General features: G+C 66.8%; 13 protein-coding genes. 1 reads left to right on the top strand and 12 read right to left on the bottom strand.

What is annotated here, in order from left to right; genetic code table 11:
• Positions 1–9: 9 nt before the first annotated feature.
• The 7 genes from ACQPXB_RS22915 to ACQPXB_RS22885 form a co-directional block, all read right to left on the bottom strand.
• Positions 10–1,305: an MFS transporter gene (locus ACQPXB_RS22915; RefSeq protein ID WP_432855692.1), complete on the bottom strand. Its 1,296-nt coding sequence runs from the start codon at positions 1,303–1,305 to the stop codon at positions 10–12.
• A 222-nt stretch (positions 1,306–1,527) separates the two neighbouring features.
• Positions 1,528–2,361, bottom strand: coding sequence for an aldo/keto reductase (locus tag ACQPXB_RS22910; RefSeq protein WP_432855689.1), 834 nt, complete (start codon positions 2,359–2,361; stop codon positions 1,528–1,530).
• 160 nt (positions 2,362–2,521) lie between these two features.
• The gene (locus tag ACQPXB_RS22905; RefSeq protein WP_432855686.1) at positions 2,522–3,550 is read right to left on the bottom strand and encodes an alpha/beta fold hydrolase; all 1,029 of its coding nucleotides are present in this window, start codon (positions 3,548–3,550) and stop codon (positions 2,522–2,524) included.
• A gap of 356 nt (positions 3,551–3,906) precedes the next feature.
• On the bottom strand, positions 3,907–5,187 hold the full coding sequence (locus ACQPXB_RS22900) for an FAD-binding oxidoreductase (RefSeq protein WP_432855683.1): 1,281 nt from the start codon (positions 5,185–5,187) through the stop codon (positions 3,907–3,909).
• A 241-nt stretch (positions 5,188–5,428) separates the two neighbouring features.
• Positions 5,429–5,734, bottom strand: a complete 306-nt coding sequence (locus ACQPXB_RS22895) for a DUF427 domain-containing protein (protein WP_432855680.1) — start codon at positions 5,732–5,734, stop codon at positions 5,429–5,431.
• A 106-nt stretch (positions 5,735–5,840) separates the two neighbouring features.
• Positions 5,841–6,887 (bottom strand): DUF418 domain-containing protein, encoded by a 1,047-nt coding sequence (locus ACQPXB_RS22890; protein WP_432855677.1) that lies wholly within the window; start codon positions 6,885–6,887, stop codon positions 5,841–5,843.
• 417 nt (positions 6,888–7,304) lie between these two features.
• Positions 7,305–7,982, bottom strand: coding sequence for a GntR family transcriptional regulator (locus ACQPXB_RS22885; protein WP_366590417.1), 678 nt, complete (start codon positions 7,980–7,982; stop codon positions 7,305–7,307).
• A 157-nt stretch (positions 7,983–8,139) separates the two neighbouring features.
• Between ACQPXB_RS22885 and ACQPXB_RS22880 the strand changes: the two genes are divergently transcribed.
• Positions 8,140–8,877, top strand: coding sequence for an SDR family oxidoreductase (locus tag ACQPXB_RS22880; protein ID WP_386956653.1), 738 nt, complete (start codon positions 8,140–8,142; stop codon positions 8,875–8,877).
• Between the two features lie 101 nt (positions 8,878–8,978).
• Here ACQPXB_RS22880 and ACQPXB_RS22875 read toward each other — a convergent pair whose 3' ends face one another.
• The 5 genes from ACQPXB_RS22875 to ACQPXB_RS22855 all read right to left on the bottom strand — a co-directional run bounded on the left by ACQPXB_RS22875 (position 8,979) and on the right by ACQPXB_RS22855 (position 13,648).
• Entirely contained in the window at positions 8,979–9,665 is a 687-nt protein-coding gene (locus ACQPXB_RS22875) for a hypothetical protein (protein ID WP_432855673.1), read from the bottom strand.
• Positions 9,666–9,911: 246 nt separating this feature from the next.
• The gene (locus tag ACQPXB_RS22870) at positions 9,912–11,120 is read right to left on the bottom strand and encodes a low temperature requirement protein A (protein WP_432855670.1); all 1,209 of its coding nucleotides are present in this window, start codon (positions 11,118–11,120) and stop codon (positions 9,912–9,914) included.
• Positions 11,121–11,186: 66 nt separating this feature from the next.
• Positions 11,187–12,113 carry a LysR substrate-binding domain-containing protein gene (locus tag ACQPXB_RS22865; protein ID WP_432855667.1) on the bottom strand — a complete coding sequence of 309 codons (927 nt, stop codon included), beginning with the start codon at positions 12,111–12,113 and terminating at the stop codon, positions 11,187–11,189.
• A gap of 208 nt (positions 12,114–12,321) precedes the next feature.
• Complete coding sequence (locus ACQPXB_RS22860) at positions 12,322–12,795, bottom strand: cupin domain-containing protein (RefSeq protein ID WP_386956649.1); 474 nt, start codon at positions 12,793–12,795, stop codon at positions 12,322–12,324.
• Between the two features lie 205 nt (positions 12,796–13,000).
• Positions 13,001–13,648 carry an RNA polymerase sigma factor gene (locus ACQPXB_RS22855; RefSeq protein WP_432855664.1) on the bottom strand — a complete coding sequence of 216 codons (648 nt, stop codon included), beginning with the start codon at positions 13,646–13,648 and terminating at the stop codon, positions 13,001–13,003.
• Positions 13,649–13,706: the final 58 nt, after the last annotated feature.

Here is a 13,706-nt window from a genome sequence, read left to right as displayed (position 1 = left end):
AAGCGCCCGTTACTCCCTGGGGGCGAGCGTCACGAACCGCATCGCCACCGCCGAGAGGACGGCGGAGGCCAGAATGATGAAGCCGGCCGTGAGGAACACAGTGGGCAAGCTCGTCGACGTAACCAGGACCGCCCCGAGACCGGACCCGGCCGCCAGGGCTATCTGAAGGTTGGTCACATTGACCGCCGACGCGGCCTCCGGGGTTTCGGCCGCCGCGTCGAGTATCCAGACCAGCGTTCCCGGGTTCACGATTCCCCAGAACAACCCCCACAGCACGAACAACAGGCCGGCCAGCCAGGGCAAAGTCCCCACGCTCGCGAGCCCGATGACCATTGCGGCCACCACCGTCGCCGCCCCGGCGAAGCTGCCGATCACGGTGCGCTTGAACAGGGATCCGGCGATGAGTGAGCCGACGATGCCACCGCAGCCGTAGATGACGTACAGCAGGGAGATCATGCTGCCGGACAGATGCGTGTGGTCCATCAGGAACGGGGTGATGTACGTCCACGCGGTGAACTGCCCGATGAACACCACCGCGCCCGCCGCCATCCCCAGCTGTGCCGCCCGCCGTGTCACCACTGCGACGAGATCCCGCACGTGCGTGGGCCCGTCCGGCGGGATACCCGGCAGTACGACCGCCTGCGCGACCACGACAAGCAGCGTCGCCGCCGCCGCGGCGGCGAAAGTGAGACGCCAGCCCACGAGGTCGCCGAGGAACTGTCCCGCCGGCAGCCCCACCACCGTCCCACCCGAAATACCGGCCGCGATGATGGTGATGGCGCGAGTGCCGCCGGCGGGGCCCACCAGTTTGGGCCCGACCGGTGAGACCACCGTCCAGAAGGCTCCGAGAGTGGCGCCGAAGAACATGCGGGCGATCAGCACCAAGGCGAAGTTCGGCGCGACCGCGACGACCGCGTTCGACACCAGCACGGTCAACCCCAGCACGAGGATGACCGAGCGCCGGTTGAACCGGCCGGAGCCGAGGAAGAACAGCGGCGCCGACACCGCGGCGCTGAAACCCGGCACGAGCACCATCAACCCCGCGAGGCCCAGCGAAACGTGCAATCCATCGGCGATCCGCGGCAGCAGTCCCACCGGCATCGTCTCCGTCATCACGACGATGAACGCGCCGAGCGCGATGGCGCCTACTGCGACCCAGCCTCGTTTGCTCCCTGGCTCCACAGTGGCGACGGCCGCGCCGGCGGACCCAGGCTGGATCGGGAAAGCCGCGGCGCACGACGATGTCGAAACCACACGCACCCGGGTCGCGGCACGCGTCGACATCTCCCCCTCGGTTTCCGTCATGACGCTCTCCCTCCTCGTCGTGCACTCCTCGACAGCTCAGTGCGGTGGCCCCAGGACTGGGGGATCCCCGAGCGCCGCCGTGGCCCCCACATGCGCTGCACGTTCTGTCGACATCGCCGCACAGGCTGTCAGCGTCGAGCTCGAGCCGGGGCTTACCACGTCGCGGGAGAGTTCTCGTCGAGGGGAAAGGCCGCCTGGTTCACCGTCGGCGGTCGACGGGGCTCACACCAGGTCGAACGTGTCCGGGTCCGGCCCGGTGCGCCCGTCGCGGTCGAGGGCCGACAGGGCGGCCACGTCGGCGTCGGTGAGGGTGAAGTCGAAGACGTCGAGGTTTTCGGCGACGCGGGAGGGCGTGACGGATTTCGGGATCACGACGTTGCCCAGCTGCAGGTGCCAGCGCAGCACCACCTGGGCGGGCGTGCGGCCGAGGCGCTCGGCCGTCCGCGTCACCGCGGGCTCGTTCAGCAGTTCGCCACCCTTGGCCAGCGGGCTCCAGGCCTCCGTGGCGATCCCGTGTTCGGTGTCGAAGGCGCGCACTTCCCGCTGCACGAGATACGGGTGCAGCTCCACCTGGTTGAGCACCGGCGCCACGGTGCCCTCGTCGAACAGGCGGCGCAGGTGCGCCGGCTGGAAGTTGGACACGCCGATGGCGCGCACGCGGCCGTCGGCGTAGAGCTTCTCCAGCGCCTTCCACGTCGCGATGTACTTGTCGCGCGAGGGCAGCGGCCAGTGGATGAGGTAGAGGTCGAGCCGCTCGAGGCCCAGGGCGGCGATGCTGGAGTCGAACGCGCGCAGCGTCTCGTCGTAGCCCTGGTCGCTGTTCCACAGCTTGGTGGTGATGAACAGCTCGTCGGCCGGGATGCCCGACTCGGCGAGGGCCTCGCCGACCGCGGCTTCATTGCCGTACGCCGTGGCGGTGTCGATGCTGCGGTAGCCGGCGTCCAGCGCGGTCTTCACGGCCGCCTTCGTCTCGGGCGACGGCACCTGGAACACGCCGAAGCCGAGCTGCGGCATCTCGACGCCGTTGTTCAGCTTCACTACGGGAACGCTCGTCAACTCGAAAACCCTTCTGTGCAAGCAAAACTCACGGAACGATCGAATTCCCGACCCTGGTTCGCGCTGGTGGCGCTGCAGTCGCCACCAGCGCGAACCTACGGACGTGGATGATTCTCGTAGGTGGCCGGGATTGTTGTGGTTCGCCCGGCGACGGTGCAGGTTACTTCTGCAGGAAGGCCTGCAGCATGGCCGTCACTTCGTGTGGCTTCTCCTCGGTCACGAAGTGGCCCGAGTTTTTCAGGACTCCGCCCTGGACGTTCACGGCGTAACGACGCAACTGGTCGGGGACCGCCTGGCCGAAGGAATCTTCGCCGCCGATCGCGAGGACGGGCATCTTCAATTTGCCCCGGGCCAGGAACTCCTTGTTCTGCTCGATGTCGGCGCGGAGACCGCGGTAGACGCTCATCCACGCCGTCGTGTGGCCCGGTTCCTTCAGATTGTGGGCGTAGAAGTCGTAGTCCGACGCCGTGAACGGCGACTTGTTGCCACCCAGGTACTCGGTGATCCTGTCCTCGACCAGGACCCGTTCGTTGCCGGCGATGAGCTTTTCGGCGAGAGCCAGCTGGAACAGGCCGAAGTGCCACGCCGCGGGCTTGTTCGGGTCGGCGTTGAGAACGGGCGAGCTGTACACGCTTTCATCCGGGATGGGGGCTTCCATCACCGCCAAGCTCCGCACCTCCGACGGCCACTGCGCCACGTAGTCGTAGGCGACCCAATCACCGATGTCGTGGCCGACTACCTGGACACCGTTGTTGAGCCCGAGCTGCTTCAACAGTTCATGCACGTCCGCCGCCAATTGCGCAGACTGGTAACCGCTCGCCGTGACCTGGGAGCCACAAGTGCCACGCAGGTCGACGGCGATCACCGTGTGGTTCTCGGCGAGTGGGACCATCTGCTGCCGCCACTCGGTCCAGCACTGGGGGAACCCGTGGATCATGACCACGGGCGAGCCTTTTCCACCCATCACGTAATGCATGCTGAAGCCGTTCACTTCCGCATATTTTGAGTGAAAGCCGGCCGGCGGTCGAGATTGCGGGTAAGACGACAGGGACTGTGCCGTCACGGAGACCTGCTCGTCGTTGCCGCTTCGCACCGCGGAGCTCGAAGTCGCGGAAATCACGAGGAGGAAGGCCGCCAAAGCCGCAATGAACGTGAAGGGTCTGTTGACCTTTCCTGTTTTGATACCCATCATTCTCCTGCTCGGAGTCGGTACTCGTTACGCGTCGTCAGACGCACAGGACGGTGAAGCGACCTGGCCGGCCAGGCGCCATCACGCTCGGGATCGGCCTGACAGAGACGTGCTGCCGGAGGATTCTCCCGTCTCCCATCTGTCGCTCGTTCGGCTGAAGACTGGGGCCGGTCGCCGGCCGATACGCCACTTAAACCCCGATCGAGTTACGGGACTTCAACCCGATCGACTTCCGACTCGGTAGATCGCTTCAGAGAGTGAGTGACTGGCGGGAGCAACTTCTTACCGTCCCGACAGCGGGCAGTCGCACCGGCCCGCTTCGGCCACCCCGGGCGGCCCAGGCCGCCACCCGGGGGTCAGGCTGCCGGAATGTTGTGGTTCAGCCGGAAGACGTTCGTCGGGTCGTAGGCCTTCTTGATCTCGACCAGGCGGGCGTAGCGCTCGGGACCGAACACTTCTTCCATGTCGGCCGGACTGGTGGCCTCGTCCGGGGAAAGGAAGTTGGTCATCCGGCGTCCGTCCGACCAAGGGGCCAGCGCGTCGATCACCGCGGCGAGGCTGCCGCGCATCAGTTCGGCCTGATCGGGCCCACCGACACCGAAACCGAACACGACGAACGGCACACCCCGCGTAGAGACCGCGTTGGCGACCACCGGCTCCCGGTCGAAAGCACCCCCGAGGCACCGGATCTCGACGTTGACCAGCGGCGAACCGGACTCAGGACCGAGTACCTCCACGAATGCGTCGACGGCCTCGGCGGGAAGCGCTCGCAGTGACGTCGTCCTGTCCCAGTACGGCATCGGGTCTTCGGGGTCGTTGTGAATCCGCCGCGAAGCCGTGTAGGGCAGCTCTGACACCGCGTCGAGGACCGCGGGCGCGGCGGCGCGCATCGGCGCGAGCAGACGCTCGGCCTCCTGTTCGGACCCGAGGTGCGCGTAACGGAGATGGACTACGTTCGCTCCCCGCAGCGGCGCCGGCAGCTCGGGAAGCGGTGGCAACCGCTGCACAGCGATCGACGAGGTCGCCTCTACCGGCAACCCGGTGACCCACCCGCGCCACGCGTGCAGGATTTCGGCCAGGTGTGTGCCTTCGAAGTACAGGGAGCCTCCGTAGAAGCGGCTGATCGGGAAGAGCTCGAACTCGAGCGCGGTGACCACCCCGAAATTGCCCTTGCACCCACGCAGGGCCCAGAACAGGTCAGGTTCGCTCTCGGCGGTCACCGTGCGCAGCTGCCCGTCAGCCGTCACCACGTCCAGAGAGTGCACGTGGTCGGCCGCATAGCCCAGGCTCCGGCCGAGAACAGGGCTTTGCCCGCCACCCAGCGTGTACCCGGCCACCCCCACGTCCGGCGCCGAACCACTCAGTGGGGCCAGGCCGTGCTGCGCTGCCTCGTCGATGACCGCCTGCCAGATCACGCCGGCTTCCACGCGGGCCCTTCGGCGCCGCGCGTCGATCGAGATGCCCTTCATGCGCCGCGTGGTGACGAGCACACCGCCGTGAGCCGCGGAGACCATCTGATGGCCGGAGTTCTTCACCGCTACCGGCATCCCGTGGGCCGCGGCAAACCTCACTGCGGCCCGGACATCCTCCGCACGAGCCGCGCTGACCACAACCTCGGGCTCCAGCGGGGCCAGCAAGTTGTACCGGCGGGATTCGTCCGCGTACTCGGGCTGCCCCGGGACGAAGACGCCACCGGTGACCTCCCGGCGAAGGACCGCCAGTCCCTCTGTTCGCGCGGACGAAAGGGCAGAAGTCCGAAGAGTTTCGTGCATATCTTTCCGCCTCATCTGGGCATGGACGTGAACCGAATGTCAGAGCTCGGGAACAGCTTTGTTGCGCTCACGCCGCTCGCGTCGGCGTGGCGCGTACGAAACCGCCTCAGGGGGTAAGGTCCACCTGCCGCAGGTCGAAGGCCACGTACCCGGAGAAGTCCTTCCCCACCAGCTCGATCGCAGAGCCCTTCGGTTCCGGGTAGGACCAAGCTCCGTCGCGGACGACCGTGCCGTTGACGACGACGTCGTAGTACTGGGCAGCGCCCTTCCACGGGCAGGTGTAGGGCGTCGCGCTCGCTTTGAGGCTCCCCTCGGCGATCGTCGACGGCGGGAAGTAGCGACTTCCTTCGATCGAGACCACGGCGTCCTCATCGGCTTCGGCGACAACCGTTCCTTCGACACTGACCTTCATGAACGCACCTTTCATAGTTTCTCGACGAAGAGCTACATCTCGACGACGGCCATTCGGGCATGAAGCCGGTGCGCCGGACCAATTCTTGCGGCACCGGCGCACCCGGTCAGCGCGTCCGCCAGACCGGTCGCGTCCAGTACGTCCCGGCTCGCCACAGCCATTCGAACGGGCCGTAGGCGAAGTGGGCGAGCCACAGGTGACTGAACACCAGTTGCACTGCCCAGATCGGCACACACAGCAGCAACAGCAGGGCAGTCGGGATCGTCCAGAATGAAGCGAGCGTACCCACCAGCACGAGACCGAGGATCGCGTGGGTGAGGTAACTGGTGAGTGCCATCCGGCCATAGCGTTGCAGTGGCAGCAAGGCTGCGCGCAGCCGGGGCGAACGAAGCAGCAGCACAAGCCCGCTGAGGTACGCGACCGCCGGCACGACAGCGAGGTTCTCCTCCAGCGCGTGCGAGAGATTCGCATCCGACAACGACAAGGTCCACGCCCACAAGGCGATCGTCGCGATCCCGGTCACCGCGAAGAGCTTCCGGATCGCCGGCACGTACCGTTCGGCTGTCAGCAGCCCGGCGCGCAGTGCCCAGCACCCGAGTACGGTGTGGCCGAACGACTGGACCGCGACGCCCGCCTCCAGCCACGGAACCTGGCCGATCCCGGCGCCCGCGTAGTGGTCCGCGACGGCGACGCCCGTGGTGGCGAGGTCGGCGACAAGTCCGGTCACGAGGCCGATCGCGACCAGAACCCGTTGCGGCGCCCGGAACAGCAGCGCGAGCACGGCGCCGTTGAGCGCGTACACGGTCAGCACGTCCGGCGCGTGCAGCACGGTCAGGTTCAGCAGGCCGAAGGCGAGCAGGATGCCCATCCGGCGCAGGTAAGGTCGCCAGAAGTCTCCGCGCCGCCTCATGTTCTCGTACTGGATGGCCGCGCTGACTCCGAAGAGAAACGCGAAAATGAAGTGGAACTTGTCCAGCACAAGCAGGTCGACGAGCCGGCTCGCCCACGTGTCCACAGCAGACGTTTCGGGCGCGGACCGGTGACCGGGGCTGGCGGTGGTGTAGTACGCCCCGACGTTCACGAGCAGAATCGCCATCACCGCGATCGCTCGAATGATGTCGATCGATTCGATCCGCTGCCGGACCGTCGTCATGGGTATCGTAGCCGCGTCCACAGAAAGTTCCCATCGCGTCGTTGGTGGGGACAGTCAACCGCCGTCCCGAATGACCCGGCATCGATCCCGAGGATGATCCGGAGTTGCCCGAACGCGCTACCCGGCACGATCGATCGCCGTTTGCTCAGGCAGGCGCCGAACCCGAAGCCGACTGACACTCTCGCCGATGACGCGAAACGGACCATTGAGTCCAGTCGATGACATCGAGCCTTCCCGTCATAGACAGATCCTGACAGCAATGGACCTTATCGTCCACTCACAAGGCTCGATGACAGCTGGGCCCGGAAGCAGGTATCCGGGCTGGTCGCGGGCTGGTACGGACGAACGACCAGACACTGACCGAAGAGGCCGGCGAAATCTCGCGCAACGCGATGCGGTGGCTGCTGCGCTGGCCGATCACCTAGGCCGGGACTTCAGGATCAGGTCCGTGGTCAGGCGGATGTGATCGGCGAGAGCTGCGACCGCGCCGTCCGCGTCGCCGGCCAGTGCGTGGTCCGTGATGGCCGCGTGCTCCGCGGCCGGGTCGCGTTCGAGGTCCTGTGCGTCGATCGCTTCAGACCAGCGGCGGTAGAGCTTCGCGCTGTCGCGCAGGCCGCGAGCGATGGCGTACAAGCGCTCACTGCCGCAGCCGGACAGCAGGACATCGTGGAATTCGGCGTGGGCCGATTCCCAGTCGGGCGTCACGCGCCCGGGGTCTCCGGGGTCGCGACGTGGCGTGTTCGCCAGGGTGTAGTGCGCGGCAACGAGTTTCGATCGCCACCCGATGTCGTCCCGCCCGATCGCGCGCCGCAACGCCAGGCACTCGATGTCGACCCGGGTGGTGGTCAGGTCGAGCAGGTCGTCCTCGGAGATCGGGGTCACCTGGAAGCCGATCTGCGGATTCGCCCGCACCAGGCCCTGCTCGGACAGCCGGCTCAGCACCTCGCGGACGAGGCTGACACTCGCGTCGTACCGGGCGCACAGCGGCCGGAACTTGAGCCGCTCGCCGGGAGGGAAGACGCCGCCGAGGATGTCGGCGCGCAGCCAGGCGTACACGTCATCGGTACGGGTCTTGGAAGCCGCGGGTGTCGCCATGAGGGCCACCCTACAGTCTCGAAGTCACCCAGAATGTTCGAGCATACATTGACATGACGAACATCGACCTCTAGAACTGGACTACGCACGAGGCCGTTCCGGCGGCGCGTGCCAGTCCCGCCGCCACCCCACCGCCTCTCTCCGCAAAGGACTCACCATGCCCGGCACCCCCTCCCGCACCGTCGTCGTCACCGGTGGCGGCACCGGCATCGGCGCCGCCACCGCCGCCCTCTTCGCCGAGGCCGGGGACGACGTCGTGATCACCGGCCGCCGCGAGGACGTCCTCTCCCGCACGGCCAAGGAACTCGGCGTCCGCTACGTGGCATTCGACGCCGCCGACCCGGGTTCCGTGCGCGGCGCGCTGACGGAGCTGCCCACCGCAGTCGACGTGCTCGTCACCAACGCCGGCGGCAACACCGACCGGCAGCGACCGCCGGTCGAAGCAGGCGACCTCGACGGCGTCGCCGCCGCGTGGCGCGCCAACTTCGACGCGAACGTGCTCACCACCGTGCTGATCACCGAAGCCCTCACCCCACGGCTGGCCGACGGCGCCCGCGTCGTCACCATCGGCTCGATCGCGGCGAAGCAGGGGTCGGGGTCATACGGCGCGGCCAAGGCCGCCGTCGAGGCGTGGAACGTCGACCTCGCCCGGAAACTGGCCGGCCGCGGCATCAGCGCCAACGTCGTCGCCCCCGGCGTCACGCTGGACACCGAGTTCTTCCAGGGCACCGTCACCGAGGAATGGGTCGCCGCACGCGTGTCCGCGGCATTCGACAAACGCGCGGCCACCCCCGCCGAGATCGCCGGCACCGTGTTCTTCCTGGCGAGCGCAGCGTCGTCACACATCACCGGCCAGGTCGTCCACGTCAACGGGGGCGCATACACCGCTCGGTGAGTCACGCACGGCATCGCCACAACTCTCTGAGACGAGCTCGGTGCCGAGCTCTTGACACGCGGCGATCCGGTCACCTGCCGCGCACCGCCGGGAATGAGCAATCAGCCCCGGGGGCGGATGGCCGACGCGAAGGCAGCGAGTCTGGCAGCCGTGAATTCGCCGGGCTCGGACACGTGGGTGCCGAGCATCGCGGTGAACGCAGTCAGAGCGTGAAGCGCGATCAGGTCTCCTGCCGGACCGTCGCCGAACGCAGCACCGGCCGCGCAGAAGCGTCCTTCGAAGAGGGCGTCCAAGGCGGTCGATACTGCCAGCTCATGGTGCGGTGGCACCGTCGCGGCCAGCCGCGCCAGCATCCCTTTCCGGATCTGCTCAGCCCTGAGCCGGGCGCCCGCAGCTCGAGCCTCGGCGGCAAGGTACGCGGTGAATCTGGTCGCCTCGGCCAGTACCTCCCCCACGTGCCCGCTCTCGCCAACCTGGTGAATGACCTGGGCGACCCGGTCCACATCGTCCTCGATATAGCCGCCGATGAGTTCGAGCACCAGCGCGACGCAGTGGCGGCGCCACGCCTGCTCACCAATCTCGACACCTCCTCCTTCGTCGGCGAGCAACTCGCTGTCGATGCTGCGGGTGACCGCGTTGCGCGCTTCGATTCCGGTCCCGCCAGGGATATCGACCGGAGATTCCGCGTCAAGCGGATGGGCCGCCGGCTCAAGCCCGTGCACCGCGGCCGTGTGACCACCGGCATCCGATCCGACGATGATCACGTTCCTGATTTCCTCGGCAGTCACTCGTGAATCTCCGCTCGTAGTGTGTATCAGCCGCCCATCGACGGTGACGTGCGTCCTTGCGGCGCAGAGCGAGGTTCCGAGGTACTCCGTCACCGCGTTTCGGCGCATCGGGCACCGCCGGCGGTCGGCGCGGCTCGCCCACAGACGGCGCAGGTCCGCAGATCACCTTGCCCGGTTCGCGCACTTGTCGTCTGCGGCGTGACATCTTCGGCCCTGGGGTAATAGCGGCAGCGGAACGGCGCTTCCTTACCGGCTCCCGACGCCGACTTCGCCGCTCCCCTGCCCATCAGACGTGCAGGCGCGGCCATCAGCAGGCCGTCGCCAGACGAGGATGGCGACGGCCGCGGCGAGGATCGCCGCCGTGAGGGCGAAGGGGACCGGGATGAGGGGGTCGACGAGGACGAGGAGGCCGGCCAGAGGCAGGGCCGTGTTGACGACGTGGTCGGCGTGTGGCCTGATCGCGAGGGCCCAGACGCCGAGGACGAAGACGGCGAGGGGGATCGTGTAGGCGAAGGACGCGTAGGGCTGGTGCAGTGTGGTGTGCCCGGTGAGGACGTCGATCTCGACCTCGAGGCCGGCGGAGAACGCGCCTGCGGCGGCGAAGATGAAGAAGTGCCCGTACACGTACGCCAGGGAGCCCGCGACGTCCTTGATGGCGTGGTGGTGCGGCGGCCAGAAGTAGATCCACCACAGGGCCGCCGTGGCGATGAGCGTGAGCACCGCGATACCGATGAGCCGGCCGGGCGACTCGACGTCGTGCTGAGCCTCGATGATCGCGTTGGCGGAGGCCAGGAGGCTCTCGCCGAGGAGGATGAGGGTGAACAGGCCGTAACGCTCGGTGATGTGGTGTGGGTGCCAGGGCGTTGTCCCGGTCCGTTCGGCGATGATCGGCACGGCGAGTTCCGCGACGATGAGCACGACCAGCGCGACGGTGAGCACTCCGGAGGGAAGCAGCAGACAGGCGAGCCACAGGACCTGGACCAGTGCAATGCCGGCCGCGTAGACGAGAGTGGCCCGGCGTGTGGGACCTGAGTGCCGGGATGCGCGGAGCCACTGAGCGACGAGTACTGCTCGCATCACCACATACGCCACGATGAGCAACGAGTAATCGTGCTCCTCGAAAGCAGGACCGATACCCGAAGCAAAAACGAGCACACCGCCCATCTGCACGATGGTGAGCACCCGATACAGCCAGTCGTCGGTGTCGAACGAGGTGGCGAACCAGGTGAAGTTCATCCACGCCCACCAGATCCCGAAGAACACGAAAGCGTAGTTGACGATCCCGTCGAGCACGTGCCCGTCGGCGAGCCCGTGGTGCAGTTGCGCGGCCGCGATACTCACGGCGACGACGAAGACGAGGTCGAAGAACAGCTCCAGCGTCGACGCGGCGCGGCCGGCCTCGTCCGGGTCGCGCGGCCTCATCGGGACGAGCCGGAATCGGGAACCAGGGGTCATGGACGTGAATCTCTCTGAATGCGGCGGCGTGCGGGTACCGTCGGATATATCGCTGACGAAACAGTTCTAAGGTCCGACGAGCTCCTGCAGAATTCCGATCACCGCACTCGCCGCGGGAGCGAGATCTCGGCCGGCGGCCAGCGTGACGCCGACACTGTGGCTCGCCAGATCGAATTCCGGGCCCAGACTCACAACCCCCGGCAGTCCCTCGTGGATGGATCTCGACAGCGGGGCAATCGAGTTCGTGGCGAGGAGCAAATGTCTCATCGCAAGGTAGGAAGTGGTCTCGACCCGGTCGACCGGGAGCGGAATTCGCCGAGCGCTGAAAAACTGGTCCAGCTCACCCCGCAAGCGAGCCTCCGCGTTGGGGAAAATCCACGGGTAGGCGGAGAACTCGGAGGGGTCGATCCCCTCCCTGCCGGCGAGCGGATGTTCCGCCCGGACCACGAGCGACACAGCCTCGTCGTGGAGCGGCAGCCGGACGAAATGCTCGTCGGTGGGCTGGGTCAGCCGGCCGACGATGAGGTCGAGGCGCCCCGAGGCCAGTTCCGAGAGCAGCCTGCGGGGCAACGCTTCGTTCAGCTCGACGGTCAAGCGCGGGTGCCGGGCCTTGAGGATCTCGACCGCCCGCGGCACCAGGGCATCCGAACCGGTCAGGTGAACACCGATCGAGACTGTTCCCAGATCGGCGGTGCGAAGCTGAGTCACGTGCGTCCCGGCCTGGCGAATCTGGGACACAACAGCCTGGGCATGCGCGGAGAACGCTTCACCGAACAGGGTTGGCGACAAGCCGCGTGGATGCCGGTTGTACAACGAGACCCCGAGGAGTTCTTCGAGCTCGCGCAGTGTCCGGGTCGCGGCGGGCTGTGTGATGCTCAGGTCGTGAGCGGCCGCGACAAGACTGCCGTGCCGAGCGATCGCGTCGACCAGCCGTACGTGCCGGATCTTCAGGCGCCCGTCGAGAAGGTTGGGCGTCGTCACCTTGCTCGCCACGTCGACATGCGGATCTCTGGCCTTCATTGACATCGTGCAAACACACCCTCAATCCGCCGCCAGCGGGGCGCGTGACGGGAGTACCCGGATTCAGGGACCCGGAGAGCGCAAACCCCATTACGCGCGTCCGCGTACAGGTGGTTAGGTGCCGTCCATCTCCCCGTCTTACCGGCAAGCGGAGGACCGGTCCGAGCAGCTCCTCGGCCGGCTACTGATGGGGATCGTTGGCTTGGAGCGGATCTCCCGTGGTGGAGACATAGACGACCAAGAGCTTCGCGGGCTTGGTCGTGCTCGCGTTCGCCGCGACGACGTGATGGGCGCCGGGCAGTTCGAACCAAGTTTGCCCCTGGTGGTACGTCGTCACCGCTTGCTCGTCAACCTGGCTTCGCACATCACCTTCCAGCACGTAGGCGTACACGAAAGCCTGACCGTGACGATGAGAGGGCGCGGCCGAGCCTGGCGGGAAGGCCACGATCTGCGACGTGAACGTCTTGCCCTCGGCGTTCGGAAGGGCCTGTTGGAGTAGCACACTCACCTGCGGCGGCGTTGCTGCCGTGCTCGTCACCGCAGCGACGGTGCCCGACACCGCGGTCGGCGCGCTCTCGGCAGCCGAACTGCAAGCTGCCGCACCGGCGAGCGCAGCGATGGCCAACAGGCGACCTGCGACCTGCCTTGCAATCATGAAAGCCTCCTAGCCGATGATCATGGAGTGGACTATATAGTCCCCTCTCTCACGCGTCGTCGCCACCGCGTCGTCTCACCGATTCGAGTGGTCCACCGCACCGCAAGCATGTCTCGTACGCAACCAGAGGTTCACCTGGACCGCGGCGCGGTGCCGATACCGGACGCATCTTCGTTGCGTTGGTCATCGCCGGCCGCAGATCATTTCACCAGATCAACTCGTTGGCGACGAGATAGGCGCGGATCTTACGTCGCGCGTCGAACACGGATTTGTAGATGGCATTTCGATTGGTTTCGAGTTCGACCGCGAGAGTATCGGGCGGAATGTGGTCGATGGCCACGCCTACGAAGATGTTCCGCTGACGTTCGGTCAACGCGTTCTCGATGGCGTGAACGAGCGCTGCTCGGAGCTCACTCGCCTGAACCTGGTCGAGCGGCTCATCACAAACGGAAGCAGGAGCGAGACGAGTCCCGTCGCCACCCAAGGACACGCGAGGGTCGCGCCAGGCGTGGCGGCCGACTTTTACCGCGACCTCGCGCATGACGAATTTGTAAGCCCACGTCTTGAACTGCGCATCGCCGCGAAACTCACCGATCTTACGAGTGATCCGCACCAAGGCGTCGGCCGCGGCTTGATGGGCCACGTCGTCGAATTCAGGGCCGGCGAGCCCCAAGATCGAAGACCTGCGCCTGGCCTCCCGTCGCGCGATCTTGACGAGCAGCCCGTACAGCCTTCGGCAGGCGTCCTGGAACTTCGGACTTCCGGGGCTCAAATCCCGGACCCAGGCGGCGGACTCGGGGTCGAAACTTCTTCCGCCCACCAGACCCCCTCCACCAACTGCTCCGGCGGTCATGTGAGCTGCGGTTTCAGTCTGGCGTCGGCGGCGTACCTCCTCCGAAAACAAACCACAC

This window comes from Amycolatopsis sp. CA-161197 (assembly GCF_050942255.1).
Taxonomy (GTDB): Bacteria; Actinomycetota; Actinomycetes; order Mycobacteriales; family Pseudonocardiaceae; genus Amycolatopsis.
This window is presented reverse-complemented; position numbering and strand designations above follow the sequence as displayed.

Coding starts and splice junctions, on each gene's coding strand:
- ACQPXB_RS22870 (WP_432855670.1), bottom strand. CDS start 11,120: ATGACCCCTGGTTCCCGATTCCGGCTCGTCCCGATGAGGCCGCGCGAC.
- ACQPXB_RS22915 (WP_432855692.1), bottom strand. CDS start 1,305: ATGACGGAAACCGAGGGGGAGATGTCGACGCGTGCCGCGACCCGGGTG.
- ACQPXB_RS22880 (WP_386956653.1), top strand. CDS start 8,140: ATGCCCGGCACCCCCTCCCGCACCGTCGTCGTCACCGGTGGCGGCACC.
- ACQPXB_RS22855 (WP_432855664.1), bottom strand. CDS start 13,648: ATGACCGCCGGAGCAGTTGGTGGAGGGGGTCTGGTGGGCGGAAGAAGT.
- ACQPXB_RS22860 (WP_386956649.1), bottom strand. CDS start 12,795: ATGATTGCAAGGCAGGTCGCAGGTCGCCTGTTGGCCATCGCTGCGCTC.
- ACQPXB_RS22885 (WP_366590417.1), bottom strand. CDS start 7,982: ATGGCGACACCCGCGGCTTCCAAGACCCGTACCGATGACGTGTACGCC.
- ACQPXB_RS22890 (WP_432855677.1), bottom strand. CDS start 6,887: ATGACGACGGTCCGGCAGCGGATCGAATCGATCGACATCATTCGAGCG.
- ACQPXB_RS22895 (WP_432855680.1), bottom strand. CDS start 5,734: ATGAAGGTCAGTGTCGAAGGAACGGTTGTCGCCGAAGCCGATGAGGAC.
- ACQPXB_RS22905 (WP_432855686.1), bottom strand. CDS start 3,550: ATGGGTATCAAAACAGGAAAGGTCAACAGACCCTTCACGTTCATTGCG.